Annotated in this window: 13 protein-coding genes; 12 read left to right on the forward strand and 1 reads right to left on the reverse strand. The window is 34.5% G+C overall.

Annotation, left to right across the window (positions count from 1 at the left end):
• Window positions 1-613: 613 nt before the first annotated feature.
• The 6 genes from ACXAGJ_RS05965 to ACXAGJ_RS05990 all read left to right on the forward strand — a co-directional run bounded on the left by ACXAGJ_RS05965 (window position 614) and on the right by ACXAGJ_RS05990 (window position 13,818).
• Window positions 614-1,897 (forward strand): phage integrase SAM-like domain-containing protein, encoded by a 1,284-nt coding sequence (locus tag ACXAGJ_RS05965; RefSeq protein WP_474838023.1) that lies wholly within the window; start codon window positions 614-616, stop codon window positions 1,895-1,897.
• A gap of 775 nt (window positions 1,898-2,672) precedes the next feature.
• A complete protein-coding gene (locus tag ACXAGJ_RS05970; RefSeq protein ID WP_474838025.1) occupies window positions 2,673-6,080 on the forward strand; it encodes an RHS repeat protein in 3,408 nt (1,135 codons plus the stop codon).
• A 20-nt stretch (window positions 6,081-6,100) separates the two neighbouring features.
• The gene (locus tag ACXAGJ_RS05975; protein WP_474838027.1) at window positions 6,101-11,389 is read left to right on the forward strand and encodes a DUF6443 domain-containing protein; all 5,289 of its coding nucleotides are present in this window, start codon (window positions 6,101-6,103) and stop codon (window positions 11,387-11,389) included.
• Window positions 11,390-11,401: 12 nt separating this feature from the next.
• The gene (locus tag ACXAGJ_RS05980) at window positions 11,402-11,659 is read left to right on the forward strand and encodes a hypothetical protein (RefSeq protein ID WP_474838029.1); all 258 of its coding nucleotides are present in this window, start codon (window positions 11,402-11,404) and stop codon (window positions 11,657-11,659) included.
• A gap of 296 nt (window positions 11,660-11,955) precedes the next feature.
• Window positions 11,956-12,309, forward strand: coding sequence for a hypothetical protein (locus ACXAGJ_RS05985; RefSeq protein ID WP_474838031.1), 354 nt, complete (start codon window positions 11,956-11,958; stop codon window positions 12,307-12,309).
• 231 nt (window positions 12,310-12,540) lie between these two features.
• A complete protein-coding gene (locus ACXAGJ_RS05990; protein WP_474838033.1) occupies window positions 12,541-13,818 on the forward strand; it encodes a hypothetical protein in 1,278 nt (425 codons plus the stop codon).
• Here ACXAGJ_RS05990 and ACXAGJ_RS05995 read toward each other — a convergent pair whose 3' ends face one another.
• Window positions 13,819-14,037, reverse strand: a complete 219-nt coding sequence (locus ACXAGJ_RS05995) for a hypothetical protein (RefSeq protein ID WP_474838035.1) — start codon at window positions 14,035-14,037, stop codon at window positions 13,819-13,821. It lies immediately after the preceding gene.
• A gap of 199 nt (window positions 14,038-14,236) precedes the next feature.
• On the opposite strand from ACXAGJ_RS05995, the gene ACXAGJ_RS06000 reads away from it, so the two are divergent.
• Genes ACXAGJ_RS06000 through ACXAGJ_RS06025 form a run of 6 tightly spaced genes read left to right on the forward strand, consistent with a single transcriptional unit; the run spans window position 14,237 to window position 16,588 of the window.
• Complete coding sequence (locus ACXAGJ_RS06000; RefSeq protein ID WP_474838037.1) at window positions 14,237-14,392, forward strand: hypothetical protein; 156 nt, start codon at window positions 14,237-14,239, stop codon at window positions 14,390-14,392.
• 4 nt (window positions 14,393-14,396) lie between these two features.
• Window positions 14,397-14,687, forward strand: a complete 291-nt coding sequence (locus tag ACXAGJ_RS06005; RefSeq protein ID WP_073320001.1) for a helix-turn-helix domain-containing protein — start codon at window positions 14,397-14,399, stop codon at window positions 14,685-14,687.
• Between the two features lie 22 nt (window positions 14,688-14,709).
• Window positions 14,710-14,913 carry a hypothetical protein gene (locus ACXAGJ_RS06010; RefSeq protein WP_474837142.1) on the forward strand — a complete coding sequence of 68 codons (204 nt, stop codon included), beginning with the start codon at window positions 14,710-14,712 and terminating at the stop codon, window positions 14,911-14,913.
• The gene (locus tag ACXAGJ_RS06015; RefSeq protein ID WP_474838039.1) at window positions 14,906-16,042 is read left to right on the forward strand and encodes a hypothetical protein; all 1,137 of its coding nucleotides are present in this window, start codon (window positions 14,906-14,908) and stop codon (window positions 16,040-16,042) included. The genes ACXAGJ_RS06010 and ACXAGJ_RS06015 overlap by 8 nt, the downstream gene beginning before the upstream one ends.
• Window positions 16,039-16,296 carry a hypothetical protein gene (locus tag ACXAGJ_RS06020; RefSeq protein ID WP_474838041.1) on the forward strand — a complete coding sequence of 86 codons (258 nt, stop codon included), beginning with the start codon at window positions 16,039-16,041 and terminating at the stop codon, window positions 16,294-16,296. Before ACXAGJ_RS06015 ends, ACXAGJ_RS06020 begins: the two co-directional genes overlap by 4 nt.
• A 16-nt stretch (window positions 16,297-16,312) precedes the next feature.
• Window positions 16,313-16,588, forward strand: a complete 276-nt coding sequence (locus tag ACXAGJ_RS06025) for a DUF7660 family protein (protein ID WP_474838043.1) — start codon at window positions 16,313-16,315, stop codon at window positions 16,586-16,588.
• Window positions 16,589-16,652: the final 64 nt, after the last annotated feature.

The following is a 16,652-nucleotide window of genomic DNA, read 5'->3' on the forward strand; positions in this document are numbered from 1 at the left end:
AAGGGGAACCACGTAGTAAACGGTACAGATTTAAGTGTTGCAAAAATAAAAAGTACTTGTCTCACATCTCTAAAGTTTGCCCCTACAAGTACCCCTACAAAATTGATTAAAGTTGTTGATTGAGGGTTAAAGATCAGATATTAGTAACAGAGGTATACAGTACTTTAATTCTTTGGAGTAAGAAGAAGCAACGAAGAGATCAGAAATCATTTCAAAATGAAAATTTATAAAAACAAAAAAACGCCATCTTTTCAGATGATGTTTCTTATTTTAAGCTCCCCCTCTTGGGCTTCCTTCGATAATTCTCAGGATAAACTTCTCGCCCAACAGAATTACAATAAAAAAACGCCATCTTTATAGATGACGTTTCTTGTTTTAAGCTCCCCCTCTTGGGCTCGAACCAAGGACCCTTTGATTAACAGTTAATAGACAAATGATATTAATAAATCTCAAGTAAACCTTAATTGTTTGATGATAAAACAATTACAAAAAAATTGAATCCAAATGGAATTTTATAAAACCATATAAAACCAGAAAATGCAAGCAAAATGCAAGCAAATTTGCTTGCGTGTCGAGAACCTATGACCTACTTTAGACATGTAAAAATATTCATATGGCTACGTTAACTTTAATGTTGGATAAACGAAATAAAAAGGCGGTTAAATTTCCTCTAGTTATTAGAGTCTATCATAAAAGAATTCCAAAGAATATTGCTTTAGGATATAAGTTAAATCCGGCGGAATGGAATGTAGAAAAGAGACAAATAAAATCAACATTTAAAAATTCGGCCAGAGCAAATCATTTCATTAGCTCGAGAATGGTAGTTGCTACAAAAGTAATTGCGGACTACCATACTAATCTGAAAAACATGACTGTTTATGAAGTTGCAGATCTAATAGTAAGAGCTATAAAAAATGAAGAAGAACAGAAGTCGATGAATACCGATATAGTTTCTCTGAAAAGAGGGACATATTTAAAAGAATATGGTAGAAAAGTAATGACAAGATATTATGGAGCTAAGCGATTTGGGACTGCAGATGCTATTCATAATGCAATCGTTTTTCTAATGAAATACAATCATGGTAAAGATATATTAATGTCAGATATCAATGAGCTGTTTTTAGAAGATTTAGAAGCTTATTATTTAGGTCAGGGTAATAGTCTTAATGGTTTGGGGGTTCATTTAAGATCTATTCGAAGGATATATAATCTGGCGATTAAGGATTCGCAAACAGAACTTACTATGGAGCATTATCCATTCGGTAGAAACGGGTATTCAATAAAACAACAAAGAACCAAAAAACGAGCGGTATCACTTGATGTAATAAACAAGATAGTAGAACAGGAATACCCTGTAGCTTCTCCATTATGGCATCATAAGAATTACTTTTTAGTGAGTTTTTATATGAGAGGAATGAATTTTATGGATTTAGCCTACTTAAAAGTTAGTGCTGTAGATAAAGGAAGACTTCAATATAAAAGAAGAAAAACTCAAAGAGGCAGTAATGTAAAAGAATTTGATATTCTGATCCCAGAAAATGTAGCTCCCATTTTTGAATATTATCTACGAGAAAAATCGAGTAATGATTTAATCTTTCCTATACTAGAAGACGTTTTTCGTGAAGAATCTGATGATAGAATATTTGAAGTTTATAAGAATCGTCGTAGAAATCATCTAAGAAGATTGATTACGATAGGAAAACAAATAGGACTCAAGGAAAAATTAACTACCTATGTAGCTAGACATACCTTTGCTACAGCAGGTTTACATAAGGGAGTTTCAAAAGCACAAGTTGGAGACATGCTCGGTCATACCAATTATTATACAACTGAGGCTTATTTTGCAGACTTTGAAAATCAAGTTTTGGATGAAGCTGCAGAGAAGATTTTCGGATAACAATTGTTTTGTTGATTTGCAATCTTATTCAAGTTTAACAAAGCCAAATAGGAGTAAAGTTTTAGAAGTACATAAATCTTGGTTATTCTGAAATAATCAAAAAATATCACGATTGAATTCAAATTAAAATGTTTTTATCAGTTGTAATGTGCCGTGTTTTTTTAAAGTATACTTGCTTATCAATTTAAAAAAATAAGACTAACTGTGCCTCTGATCTAGTGGATTGTTCCTTTTATCGAAAAGGGTATTTTTCCCCTAATAAGGTAACAGAGAATACATTAGGTTTGCATGCAAAAACAAGAAAAGAAACCCAAAATAAAACTTGAGATTACTATGCAAGAACTATCCTCTTTTATAAGGATTACTCCGACTGCACAAGGAATTGAAAGGCTAATTTCCAGAACTTTGATCAAAACTTATAACGATACATTTTATAAAAAAACACTCGTAATACAGATTTCTGTAAGGATATTTCTACATGACAAATTAGCTTTGCTCCGGTTTTGATGAACAAGGGAAAAATTATCAAAAAATTTTAACATTTCAATAAAGCACAGTTTCAAAATATGAAACTAACACATAGTAACATTGCATTACAAAAAGGAAAAATTGAATTACAATTATTTGTGTTTAGATAATGAATCATAAGGGATAAGTTGTATTAGGAGTAGGCACCAAAAGAGAAGATTTCTCTGCTTATCCCTTTCCGATTCATTGGCGCATGGTAATTGGTTTAAATATTATGGGATTAATACAATAAAACAAAAATTAAGTAATGAGAATGATCAACACTAACCAGCTGAAAATCTTAGTATTTTCTACTATTTGTTTCAGTTTTTTCAGTTTTTATGGCCAACATAGTGCAACTTATACAGGAGCACAACAAGATGGAGTATTTTCTGATAAAGTAGGACCTTCTTTTCAATCACCTACTGCTGCTGCTTTTAACAATTATGTTGCACATCCGACAGTAAGTAATGATGGTAAAATCGACATCACAGTGCCTATTTATACGATTGAGGATAGAGATATTAATTTACCTATTCAATTAAGTTATAATTCTGGAGGTGTAAAAGTGAATAGCAAATCCACATGGGTTGGTACGGGTTGGAAATTAATGGCAGGAGGGCTTATTACCAGAACGGTAAAGGATGTGCCTGATGACGCGTTGTTTTTTCAAACTGCAGTCAATGATGCTCGAGACCCACACTTGGCGCCTGTTGTTCAGGGTTGGTTGCATAGCGAATTTATACCAGAGGAAAAGATAAGTAATTTCCCAAATACTAACTTGGCTCAAAGCCATATTGATTATAGAGTAGAAGTAGGTAGGCATTTAACAAAATTGAGAGGAGAAGGAGAACGAGTTAAGGATATGGAGCCGGATCTATATCATTTTTATGCTAACGGTCAGTCCTTTGACTTTGTTTTTAATGAGCAAGGGATTCCAAAAATATTAGGACTTGCGGATTACAAGATTGAATACGAAATGACAGATTATAGCGATGTGACTTATAATCCCCAAAAGGACCCGAACTTTCATATACACGATCACTATTTTGGAAAAGATTACAGGCATTATCTTACACAGTTTATTGTAACAGATCCGAGGGGGTTTAAGTATTTTTTCGAGTATAAAGACACTGAAAAGACGAAAGTTACTCACAAAAAACATTACCTGGAACTATCATCTGATAGACCGGTTAGGTTTTACAATTTTGATGAAGAGCAACCAGAGCATATTTCTGCTTGGTACTTGTCGAAGATTGAATCTCCTACAAAAGCAGAACTATTGTTTTCTTATCAAGATGAGTTGATTATCGATATGCCAAGAATTCCGGTATATCGAGGTTTTTGTGAAACAGGAGCTAATTGTACCACAGATGAGGATAGAAACAAATATCAAATGTTGGATGATGATCCCAGTATAGAAAGAAGATCAAAATACGAAGTAAAATCAAAGTTTCTCTCGCGTATCTCTAGCAATAATATTGTTGTAGATTTTATTAGCGGAGCCAATAGAGAGGATTCAAACGGGGGTAAAGTGTTGTCCAGTATTACGATAAAAGACGCTATTCCAAATTCGCCTATACAACAGTTCGATTTGGATTATTTCTATCAAACAGCGGCTGATTGTCCTAATAACTTAGAAAATAGTAATTGGTGTAAAAGATTATACCTTAATAAAATTGATGAAGTCCAAGGTATAAATAAGATTACACGATTCAAGTTTGAGTACGAAACTACCAAACTACCCCATCGATTCTCCTATGAACAAGATGCGTGGGGATATTATAATGATAACAATGCTCAAAGTTTAATCCCTCAGATGCATGTTTATCCTTCTTTTGATGGTATGGATCGATATAGAATATACCCTGCCACTGCTAGCGGATGGATACTAAATGGCTCGAATAGACAACCAAATCCTGTAAAAAATAAAGCGGGAATGTTAAGCAAAATTATATTTCCAACGGGGGGATCAAGAACCTATGTTTTTGAATCGAATACCTATTATGATCAAAAAGCAGACAAGAATTATCTGGGAGGAGGATTACGGATCAAACAGATAATTCATGATGATGAAGAAGGAACTACTATTACAAAAAACTATTCTTATGATAAGACAATAGCTGGAGAGGAACTTTCAAGCGGTGTCTTGTTTGCAAACCCTATTTTTGGTACAGAGATCAATTTTTTTAGAAAGCCAGGGAGTAATGTGTATCAAGATCGAGCGTTTCGAGTATTGCGTTGGGGAATTCATGATGAAGATGATCCGTATGTCCAAACCGAATTTGATGAATGGAATGTATATACAAAACGGAGTTCGCATCCTTTTAATCAAATTGAGAATGGACAAGGAAATAGTGTTTTGTATACAAAGGTTACAGAAAGTATAACAGGTAACGGCAAAACCGTTCACCTTTTTAATGCTCCAGAAACCTATGATACGCATCCAACAGTGGTGAAGGAAGGGTTTTATCGTATATCAACCTACAGTAACGTGGCAACTAATTTGCCTCCTAATCCAGACGTATGTTATTTTATTAATGATCCAGATTATCCCAACCAACCAGGAGGAGGAAATATGTACGTGGGGAAACTTGCCAGAACCGGAACGATGGTACAGCCATATCCACCGATGAGCAGGACTGAGGCTAATTTAGAATATCAAAGAGGGAGGAAATCGAGTACAGTTCATTATTCAGAATCTGGTAAGAAAGTATCGGAGACAAAGTATACCTATACTATTTATAGGGATAATGATGAACTTATATATGGTTTGGTATATAAAGACTTTGAAGCTGTGTGCAGAAACTGGTCTCCTTCACTCAATTTGTTTGGGTGGGCTAAATATCATTACATCACCAATGCGGGAGCTCAGTTAACCGAGACCACTACCAAAACTTTTGATACTAACGATCAAAATAGTTATGCCGAGACCACAGAACGATTTTACTATGAAGCACATCCCCAAAATAGTCTTTTAACTAAAAAAGAGTTTATTGATAGTAAAGGAGATTCGTACATCACTAATACATTTTATCCTTTCCATTCGGAGGTTAGTGGATTGGCTTATATGACAGATTTGGTTAATCAGCATCGAATTGCGGAACCCATAAAACAGATCGTTAAAGAGAATAATGAGGTAGTTTCTACTCATCAAAATCATTATGACAATTTTAATGGTTTGATACTTCAAAAAACCATCTCAAGAAGTAAAGGAGATTTTGAGTTACAAGAAATTTCTACCATCGATAGACGAGATGCAAAAGGAAATATACAGCAGTACCATAGAAATGATGGAGTTCCTATTACAATTGTGTGGGGTTATAATGACCAGTACCCAATAGCCAAAATAGAAAACATTGCTTATAACGATCTCATAAACGATTTAGTAAATCTAAGGCTTGCTGCAAAATCCAATGATGATAATGATCGCACTTTGTATTATCAGGGAAAAGAAGGGGCATTACGAGAAGCACTAGATCAATTGCGGGATCAACTAGGTGATACCGCGATGGTCTCCACATATACCTATGATCCTTTGGTTGGGGTGACTAGCATGACCGATCCAAGAGGATATACGGTCTACTATGAGTATGACGAGTTTAACCGCCTAGAGTACGTACGTGATGCTGATGGCAATTTGATTTCTGAGAATAAATACAATTACAAAAACTAATCCTATAAAAGTAAGAAGACATGCAAAACAAGATATTGATGATTGTATTCCTATTACTAATGGGATACAGTGCAGAAGCGCAATTAACTGATGGGCCTATTGATGGAGGCGGGGGTACTACCAAATATTATTATGATGGAGATAGAGATGGATATGGTAATCCTAACTCTGCATATGTTACTACTCCTACGACCAACTATGTACCTAACAATACGGATTGTAATGATGGTAGTGCTGCAATCAATCCTACTACCCGATGGTACTATGATCATGATGGTGATGGTAGAGGGCGTACTAGTCCTATGAAGATTCAATGTACAAAGCCTGCCAATTATGTATTGTATAATGATGATAGAGATGATAATAATGTACATATCACTCATATCGCGCCACGCTATTTTTATAGAGACTATGATCGAGATGGTTTTGGGAATCCAAACAATAAGGTATATAGAAGCGTAATGCCAAGTGGGTATGTAACCAATAAAACCGATTGTAATGATGGTAATATTAATATAAACCCTAATACAGTTTGGTATAGAGACGTTGATGGTGATGGTAGAGGGAATGCTAGTGTTACTACTAGGAGTTGCACCAAACCTTCAGGTTACGTAAATAATAATGATGATATCAATGATGGGGATGAGTATATCACCAATATTCCACCACGATACTTTTACATCGATGGGGATTTGGATACTTTTGGTTCTCCAGCTGCAGCAACTAGAGTGTATCATAGTGTTCGTCCAAGTGGTTATGTGACCAATAATCTGGATTGTGATGATGGTAATATTAATATCCATCCTAATACCATTTGGTACGAAGATTTTGATAAGGATGGTAGCGGTAATCCTTCTGTAACGAAACAACAATGTGGTCAACCTTTGGGGTATGTAATTAATAAAAATGACTGTGATGATCGTGATGTCAATATCCATCCCAATACAGTGTGGTATTATGATAACGATGGTGATGGTTTTGCTAGCAGTACCAAAACGCAATGTACTAGTCCTGGAAGTAAATATACTTCTGAAGTTTTACCCATAACCGATTGTAACGACAATGATGAGATTACTAATCCTGATACTGCATGGTATTATGATAACGATGGTGATGGTTTTGCTAGTAGTATAAAACATCAATGTACCTCACCGGGGAGTAAATACACAAGAAGTTACAAACCAGTAACCGATTGTAATGACGATAATATTGACGTACACCCCAACACAGTATGGTACTACGATAATGACGGTGATGGTTTTGCCAGTGGCACAACGACGCAATGTATACGTCCATCAAGAGATTATTATTTAACTCCAATGCCATTAGGTGATTGCGATGAGAGCGATCCCACAATTAATCCTGATACCGTTTGGTACTATGATGGAGATGGAGATGGATTTGCCAGCAGTACGAAGAAATTTTGTAAGAGTCCTGGTGTTAACTATACGAGAACACCTATACCTGTTACAGATTGTAATGACGATGATCCAACGATCAATCCTGATACAGTATGGTATAAAGATGGTGACGGAGACGGATATGCTATTAGTACCGTCAACAGTTGTACAAACCCTGGTACAGGATATACAAGGACAGAATTACCTTTAACAGATTGTAATGATGGCGATGGGACTATTAATCCTGAAACAGTATGGTATAAAGATGGAGACAATGACGGTTTTGGGGATCCAAATAATACACAAATAGGGTGTATGCAACCTACAGGATATATAAGGGATAATACTGATAAGTGTCCAGAAGAATATGGAGAACACCAAGGATGTGTAAATACTCTGCACTCTCTAAGCTTATCAAGTAACAAAAATTATGTATTTACCAGAAGTTATCTCAAAGAGATGAACTCATCTGACGAGATTCAGTTTAACAAGGATGTGATAGAAACAGTCACTTATTTTGATGGTTTAGGAAGACCCAAACAACAAACAGCCATCAAAACCTCGCCTACCGAAGCCGATATCATCACCCATATAGAGTATGATGAAGTGGGTAGACAAGCCAAGCAGTACTTGCCTTTTGCTAAGGCAAACCAAGGTAGTTATACTGCAGTAAATATCACTGCCGATATTAATCAGTATTATCTAGATACCTATGCTGCAGACTTTGCAGGGATCACTAACCCAGCACAAGTAAATGCCTATAGTGAGACGATCTTTGAGGATTCTCCATTAAATAGAACACTAGAACAAGGAGCACCAGGTAAAGACTGGAAAGCCGACCCTATCAGTGATACCGATCATACGATCAAATCTGATTGGAAATATAATATAGCAAATGAAGTAATGCGTTTTGATGTTACATTTACTGCTAATGATATTGAGCAACCCGTTTTATCACAAAACGGATATTACACTGCCAATGAGTTGTACGTAAGTATCACTAAAGATGAGAACTGGACCCCGGCAGATGTAGATAATCGCACCACCAGAGAGTATAGAGATAAACATGAACGAGTGATTCTTAAGCGTGTTTTTAACAATGGAGATGCCCATGACACCTATTATGTATATGATAGATTTAATCAACTTTCCTTTGTGATTACTCCAAAGGTGAATGTAACCGATGGTGTGTCAGCAACGGAACTTGGCGAACTCTGCTATCAGTATCGTTATGATTACAGAAATCGATTGATTGAAAAGAAGATCCCAGGTAAGGAATTAGAATCTATAGTGTACGACAAACAAGATCGTCCTATTTTAACTCAGGATGCTTTACTAGCAGCAGAAAATACCTGGCTGTTTACTAAATATGATGCATATGGTAGAATAGCCTATACGGGTAAATATACAGATAGTAGATCGCGTAAATTGATCCAAATAGAAATTAATACGACTGTTGATCCTGAAACTATAGAAAAACGAAAAGCAGAAACAACCATAAATGGAGCAAAGATTTCTTATAGTAGTAATGCTTTTCCAACCACTAACATAGAGTTATTAACGATCAACTACTATGATGACTACAATTTTGATCGTCATGGTATGGATAAGCCAGTAAGTGTATATGGCGTAGCAACTACAGATCGTGTAAGAAGCTTGCCTACAGGAACCAAGGTAAGAGTATTAGGAACCAATAACTGGATTACTACCGTAACGGCTTATGACAATAAAGCAAGAGCGATTTGGATAGGGAATAGAAACCATTACTTAAGTACTATTGATAAGACTTCGATGAAACTGGACTTTACTGGTAGAGTAGAAGAGACGACTACCTCGCATGTAAAAAATGGAAGTACTCCTTTGATCACTGTTGATAAATTTACCTATGATCATACGGGTAGATTGCTTACCCAAACCCAAAAGATCAATGATCAAGATGTAGAGATGATTGTAAACAACACTTATGATGAGTTAGGACAATTGGTAAGCAAAAAAGTGGGCGGCCTACCGAGCGCTGAGGTTACTCGAAGTGCGGGACTGCAAACAGTAGACTACTCCTACAACATCAGAGGATGGTTAAAAACAATCAATAATCCCAATAACCTAGGAGATGATCTGTTTGCCTTCGGGATAGCTTATAATAATGGGGCAAATCCGTTATATAATGGTAATATCTCACAAACCTCATGGAAAACGGCCAATGATAACTATCACCGTTGGTATAATTATGAGTATGATGCTTTAAATAGATTAACTACAGCCAATAGCCATAGTGGTAACTTTGATGTATCCAGCATTACCTATGATAAGATGGGCAATATTGAAAGCTTAAGCAGAAATGGTTTTGTAGGCGGAAATACTTTTAATGAGATGGATAACTTGTCGTACACCTACGATAGCGGTAACAAACTCCAAAAAGTAACAGATACGGGTAATGACAACTACGGCTTTAAAGATGGCACCAATACCAATAATGATTTTGAGTATGATGCTAATGGCAATATGATCATAGACCGTAACAAAGGGATCTCATCGATTACCTATAATCACTTAAACTTACCAGAAACAGTTTCGATTAGCAATAGCGAGGGTACAGGAACAATTGCTTATATTTACGACGCCACTGGAGCGAAACAAAAAAAGATCGTAACAGAGGGAAGTTCTATCACAACAGAGTATGCGGGTAATTATGTATACAAAAATGGAAATCTGGAGTTCTTTAACCAAGCCGAAGGTATTGTAGAAAAAGAAGCTGATGGGTATAAGTATGTGTATCAGTTTAAGGATCATCTTGATAATATTAGGTTATCCTACAAGGATGCTAACAAAGATGGTAGCATTACCCAAAATGAGATTGTACAAGAAAAGAACTATTATCCATTTGGGTTAAGGCATAAGGGTTATAATGAAGTACTTAGAGGTAGAAATCATAGTTATGGATTTATAGGAAAAGAAGAGCAAGATGAATATAGTTTAGCTTGGATGGATTTTGGTGCAAGGAACTATGAAGCTTCATTGGGAAGGTGGATGAATATTGACAATATGTCTGAAAAATTCTATGATTGGACTCCTTATAAATATAGCTTAAACAACCCAATACTATTTATGGATCCTGATGGGAATTGTGAAACATGCTGGAAAGCAATAAAAAAGTATTACGGAGGAGTTTGGAACGGTTTTAAAAACACATATGTGACTGCAGGCAGTGCAATTAAAAAGGCAGTGGTGGATCCTGTTGGTGTTGCTAAAACAGCTGTAACAAATCATATAGAAAGAGTAAAGAATCCAATTAAATTATTCAAAGATGCAAAAGATGCGGTTTCCACTTTCAATCCTCAAGCAGCTATACTAGATGATATCGTAACTGGTGTAACTTCAGATGATCCAATTGCTGCAGTTTCAAACCAGCAAGGTGCAAGGTTTGCTAATTCAACAATGGAATTAGCTGGCGAAGGAGTTGGAGTCGTTTTTAGTAGAATTGCTAGGTTAATGAAAGGAGCTAAAAATGTTGTCACTCCAAAAATTAACTTCTCAAACACAATGGGATCAAGAGTTTGGGCATATGTTAATAACAAGGCTGTTGGTTTCTTTGATCAAGGCATAAATGGAAGTGTGTCAATAGAATTAAATATTCCAAGCGAATTAAAGGGATTGGGAATTGGTAGTGATATTTTTGCGGAAGCTGTAAAAGGTATGAATGAGTTTAAAGCTCTTTGGGTAAAGTCTGATATTTATCAAACCGGGATTTCTGATAATTTAGTTCAATATCAAAAAGGGATTGAAAATGGACTTAGTAAAACTGATGCAGCCTGGAACACTTGGTCGGGTCAACAGGCGGCAAAAAACGGGTTTACAAAAGCAATAGTTAAAGAAGTGGAAAATGGGGTAAATGTATCGTTTTCTAGATAAAAATATTTGAACATGAAAATAATAATAAATAATGCCTTCAATAGCGATGTAAATAATGATTTGTATTTTATTTCTTGTATTGTTGAAGAAGGAGAACTAAACGAAAGAGACCTATTAACCTATAAAAATATACCGATAGGAGAAGTCAAAGAGATTGAGTCCAAAAATGAGAACACGGTTGTTGTTTTAATAAATCTTTTTTCTAATGTTAAAGAATTGAAGATTTCTAGTTTGTATGGAGAAGAATTAAAAGTAATAAAACCCCAATAAACCAGGTTTACAAATGGTTCTATGGGGTAAAGGGTAGCATGTTTACCCTAGATAACATAGAGTATTTAATTATATTCCCCAATGGTGCTCGTCTGAGACGTATGTCGCCAATCCTTTAACTACAAATAAATCAAAACAGTCATAGTTTATTAGCTGTTTTGTGTTTTGGAGGAGTGTGTTGGTTTCATTTTCTGACACCGGCTTGTTATATTTTAGAGTAATTTAACTAGTTATTTGAAGAATACTGCTTGTAAATCAGCAGTAACAGAGATATCACTGAATTTATAACTAAATAAATGAAAACAATTATTGAATTAAAACAGGCTAATGAATATCTCAAAAAATATGAGGGAGCCAACGTTAAAATTGAATGTTATACTCATAGTTTAAAGAGAATAATGTTGAAATTATCATTTAATGACCAGCCTGAAGTCATATATCTAACAGGTGTGTCATGTGATAGATTTCATGGACATTTTGAGTTTACAAATGCTTATTTAGAGATACAATTAATTGAAAGTGAACAGAAATTGACAAGAATTATTGATAAAAACTCGGATTTTGAGCTTATTACTTCAGGAGGATATAGCATAGCTGTTGGTTCGGAAGAAGAATTCGGAATTCCCTTTGAAGATTTTTTTAGAACATAGCATGCTTAATGGCTTGGATTTGCAATCCAACAGCTAGTTTGTAAATAGTGATTGGTAGGATACAAAACAACAAGCCAGTTTCATTTTTTGAAACTGGCTTGTCGTAATTTTAGCCGATTGACTTGACCTTAGACATCAAACTGTAAAATAAAAGAGAGATTAACTAAAAACTGTAAATATGAGCAAATAACTACTTAAAGAAGGGAAAACAAACTTAAAACCAAATTGTCTATGGAGCATATGCATGTATTTCACCGGATATTTCATGAGGATCTACATCCATTGACCAACCAAAAAAGTAGGGAATACTATGTTAACTATTTTAAATCAAAAAGTAAAGATGAATATATCAATCCACATTTAAGACAGAAAAGCCTGGGAAACTTTGATGATCAAGAGTTGAGGTTTTTTTACTACGAGGACCTTTTAAAGAATTCACTAATGAATTTTAAACGACACTTAACAGGAAAGCTGTTTTTATTTTTAGAACAGAACAAGAGTATCGAAAACCTGGTAAAGAGCTATCAAATGTTTGTGTTGGGCTATATGAACATTATAGATCAAGATTACTTATTTGGAGACGATAAACAATCGATATTTCAAATCTCTGAGGTACGATCAAATACTGATATTTTTAAGATGATATACCGAACCTTGGATGCTATATTATTGTACATCGAACAGGTATTCCCAAGATATCTGGATCAATCTTTATCTATTCCTTACCAACAACGATTATGGTTTGTAAATAGATATCAAGAAACAATATCTGGATTACTAAGAGAACTAAATAAGCTAAAGGCTCCCGAGATTATAGTGAAGGAAATTTCCAAAGTGTTATCTCAAATATGTAGTAACACTTTGCCTAATTTGACCTATGAATCCAGAGACTATTATAAGATATTGATCAAAGTACTGGATCATTTGTTTACAAAAGAGAATCAACCTACACTAGATAAATTATATTCGGTTTTGATTAGCTTGGATTATAATACTTTTAAAGTGTTTTTCTTTATGACAAAGCAGGTTAAGGATAGTATAAAGGACTATTATACCAATGAAGAAAAACTTCAGATCTATCAGCAATATCTAAAAAAAGTAAAGACTACAGCGGTTACAGTCTCCTTTCGTTTGAATCCAGAACTTCCTTCATTGAAGGAGAAATTAATAGAATGGGTTAGCGAAGAAATACTGTTCTATAAGCAACTAATAATCTTAGAAAATGATATTGAAAAAGAAAATTCTTTCAAACGGAAGTTATTAAAAATGTCTGTTCCGGAAATGTCATTGTTGACAAAGCTTTTATATGAATGTAAGTTAATAGATGGACCTAAGACAGAAGTGTTTACTTTTCTTTCATCAGTGTTTAGAACTCAAAAATCAAGCTTGATTTCTACCGAGAGTCTTAGTAACAACTATTACTCGGTGAGTGAGAGCTCTAAGAAATCTGTAAGGAGTAAATTAAGTGGAATGTTATTGCAATTAGATCAGATGAAAGGAGATTTGTAATCATTGTTCTTTAAAAAGGTGTAGTCCATTATGATCATTCAAATAGTCTAACAAACTTTGTAGCATTCGATATGAAAACCCTTTCATGTTTACTAATTCTGAGCCTTTGATTTGTAAAAGTTCATCAAGAGTTTGAATATGGTGCATTTTTGCGAATTGTTTGATTTCTTTTGATAATTCTGATTTAAGTATAGACTTTTCTAATATAGAAGAATGCATTAAAAAAATAAGTTAAATATGTGTTTGTGCTTTGCAGCAAGATACTAATATTTCCCTCAAAAATATAATTTTTTTAATTTTTAAACCATTGAAATACAATATGTTGGTTTAAATGCTTAGGGGTTGTAAACCCCTTTACCACTGTTTTTGTATTATCAAAATGCTTCTCTTTGTTCTCATAAGTTTTAATCAAGGGACTATGTCAACAGATCAACAAATAAAATGGTATAAATTGGAAAGAAATGAACTACCATTTGGTGATTGGATTCTAGTCAATACTAACTATCAATACCCATCCATTTTGATCTCTCGAGACAAATTCCTTGAACAGTTAGAAATACATGTAAACAATTAATTTTATGGAAATTATCGTATTTGAATCGGAAGCCTATCATCATTTACAACGAGAGATGTTACAAATGGTAAGAACCACTATCCGAGAGGCCAAAGAAGAAGCTCTAGCAAATATGGACCCTGCAAATGATTGGCTTTCCACAGAAGAAGCCAAGAAATTATTAGGAGTGAAAAGCAAAACTAAAATGCAGGAACTAAGAGATTTTGATGAGATTCGATATTCTAAAGCAGGAAAGGTAATCCGATATTCCAAGAAGAGTATTTTAGAGTATCTCGAGAGAAATATACCCATGTAAACCGATGTAAACATTATCTTTTATGTTGACCCTAGAAGAACAATTGGTATTTTTAAAGCAAGAGCGGCAAGATATGATCCAAACCCTAGAAAATTTAAGGAGTCAGTTTGGAGAACGTAACAGCGAAATCTTCAATGAAAAAATAAGTCATACGATCTTTTGTTATGATTCTGTGTTAACTTCCTTGAAAGAATTACAACACCTTAAAAACAGATCTCATGGCTGATAAGGAAGCGCTAGGATATATTGATTTCTCTAAAGTTTTTAAAAACACGAAGGCATTTATTGATATCCATAATGAGAAGCATTTTGATTTAAAAGTAAAACTAAATGCAAGCCATAGAGCTACTGCAGAACTAATTATTAGAATGTATGTTAAACAGCTAAATCAAGCTATTAGTTTAGGAGATTCTTTTAAGAAGGGGCTTCCAGGGTTTAGAACCTATAACTCTAGCCTTGCCAGTTGTAAAGGATGTACAGTGAAAACGATCTTAAATCATAAGAGAAGATTGAAGCAAGCAGGGTTTATAAGTTATGAACAAAACAGAGGTAAATCAGGTATCGAATTATGGGTTAATATGGATGTTTTTGGTCAAAGAGTGAAAAATTTACACCCATTAGTTCATGTACAACAAGAACAAGTAAATAATAATAGGGGTGTTGATAAGTTGATAACTTCAAAAAAAGGAGTTCACCTATCGGTTCATAAAATAGATGATAACTGCGTTACAGGAACTGAACAAGAACAAGACATGAACACGGAGGAAAGCCGGATTTTTGATTCGAAAAAACAAATCAAGGATTTGGAAAAAGAATCAGATTCGGCTTTTTCTTTACAATTGGTTCGGGACTTCTGGAGATATGCCAGAGTGGTTTTGTATACTCACAAATTGTATAGTGAACCAGAGGAGACAGAGATTCTTAATTACATTTGGGCTTCGGTATATCTAAAATTTAAGATAGAAGGAAGCAAAGAAGATTGGAAGGAGTATCAGGATATTCTCTACAAACGTATTGATATGGTATCGAGATGGCTTGAACGAGATTCAAATCGATGGATCCCGCCAGCACATGTATACTTTCATCCAGAAAACCATAAGAACAGTTTTAAAGAAACTTACAAATGGTTTGCAAAACAAGAGGTTGTAAAACAAGAGATCAGAAATCAATTATTGATTCAGCAAACAGAACAAGAATGGAAAGATCACGATAAAGGAGTAGGTAAACACAAAAGCAAAACTCGCTTTGAGCTTTTTTGTTTACACCATAAAAGGTTGTCGGCTTATAATGATGAAGCCTTAATCAAGGTATATAAAGAAAGTTTACAAAGAAATCTTATCAAGCTGTTTACATGATGATTTTAAAAGATTTACCTTTTAGGTCCCTTACCAAGTGCATTGTATATTTTAAGGATGGAAACTCACGAACTTTTTATTCTTACGATAAGAGTCATAGAAACTCAAAACCCAACAAAGCTTTAGGGATGAGAAGGCTGGAGAGAATGCTGATGAGACATTTTAAGGATCGATGGGAAACTGCGATTATTTATGAGAATTTTACTAAAGGAAGAGAACTGGCTAAGTATAAAAATGGAGTAAGAGTATATTAATACATAAAAAAGGAATATGAATTTATATGAGCTATTAGAAAAAGTAGATTCAAAGGAGTCTTTCTTTAGGTTTATTAAGGCATTAAAAGAAGACAAAATGGATGAAGATGAAAAAGAAAAAACAAAACCTTCATCTCCATACGGTCCTGGTGCAAACGGTTGGGAGAATGGAACAATTGCTTCCTTTTTAGATGCTATGGAAAGTTATGGAAAAGATAGCGAGTCAATAGGTGAAAAAGCGAGTTGGAAGAACTTTGCTCTGCTACTATATGCAGGGAAGTTCTATGAATAAATAACTACAGATTTGATGTCAGACTATATGGTAATATACAATAACATGTAGAGTTTCAAAAAAT

Source organism: Aquimarina sp. AWH4_224 (genome assembly GCF_056160245.1).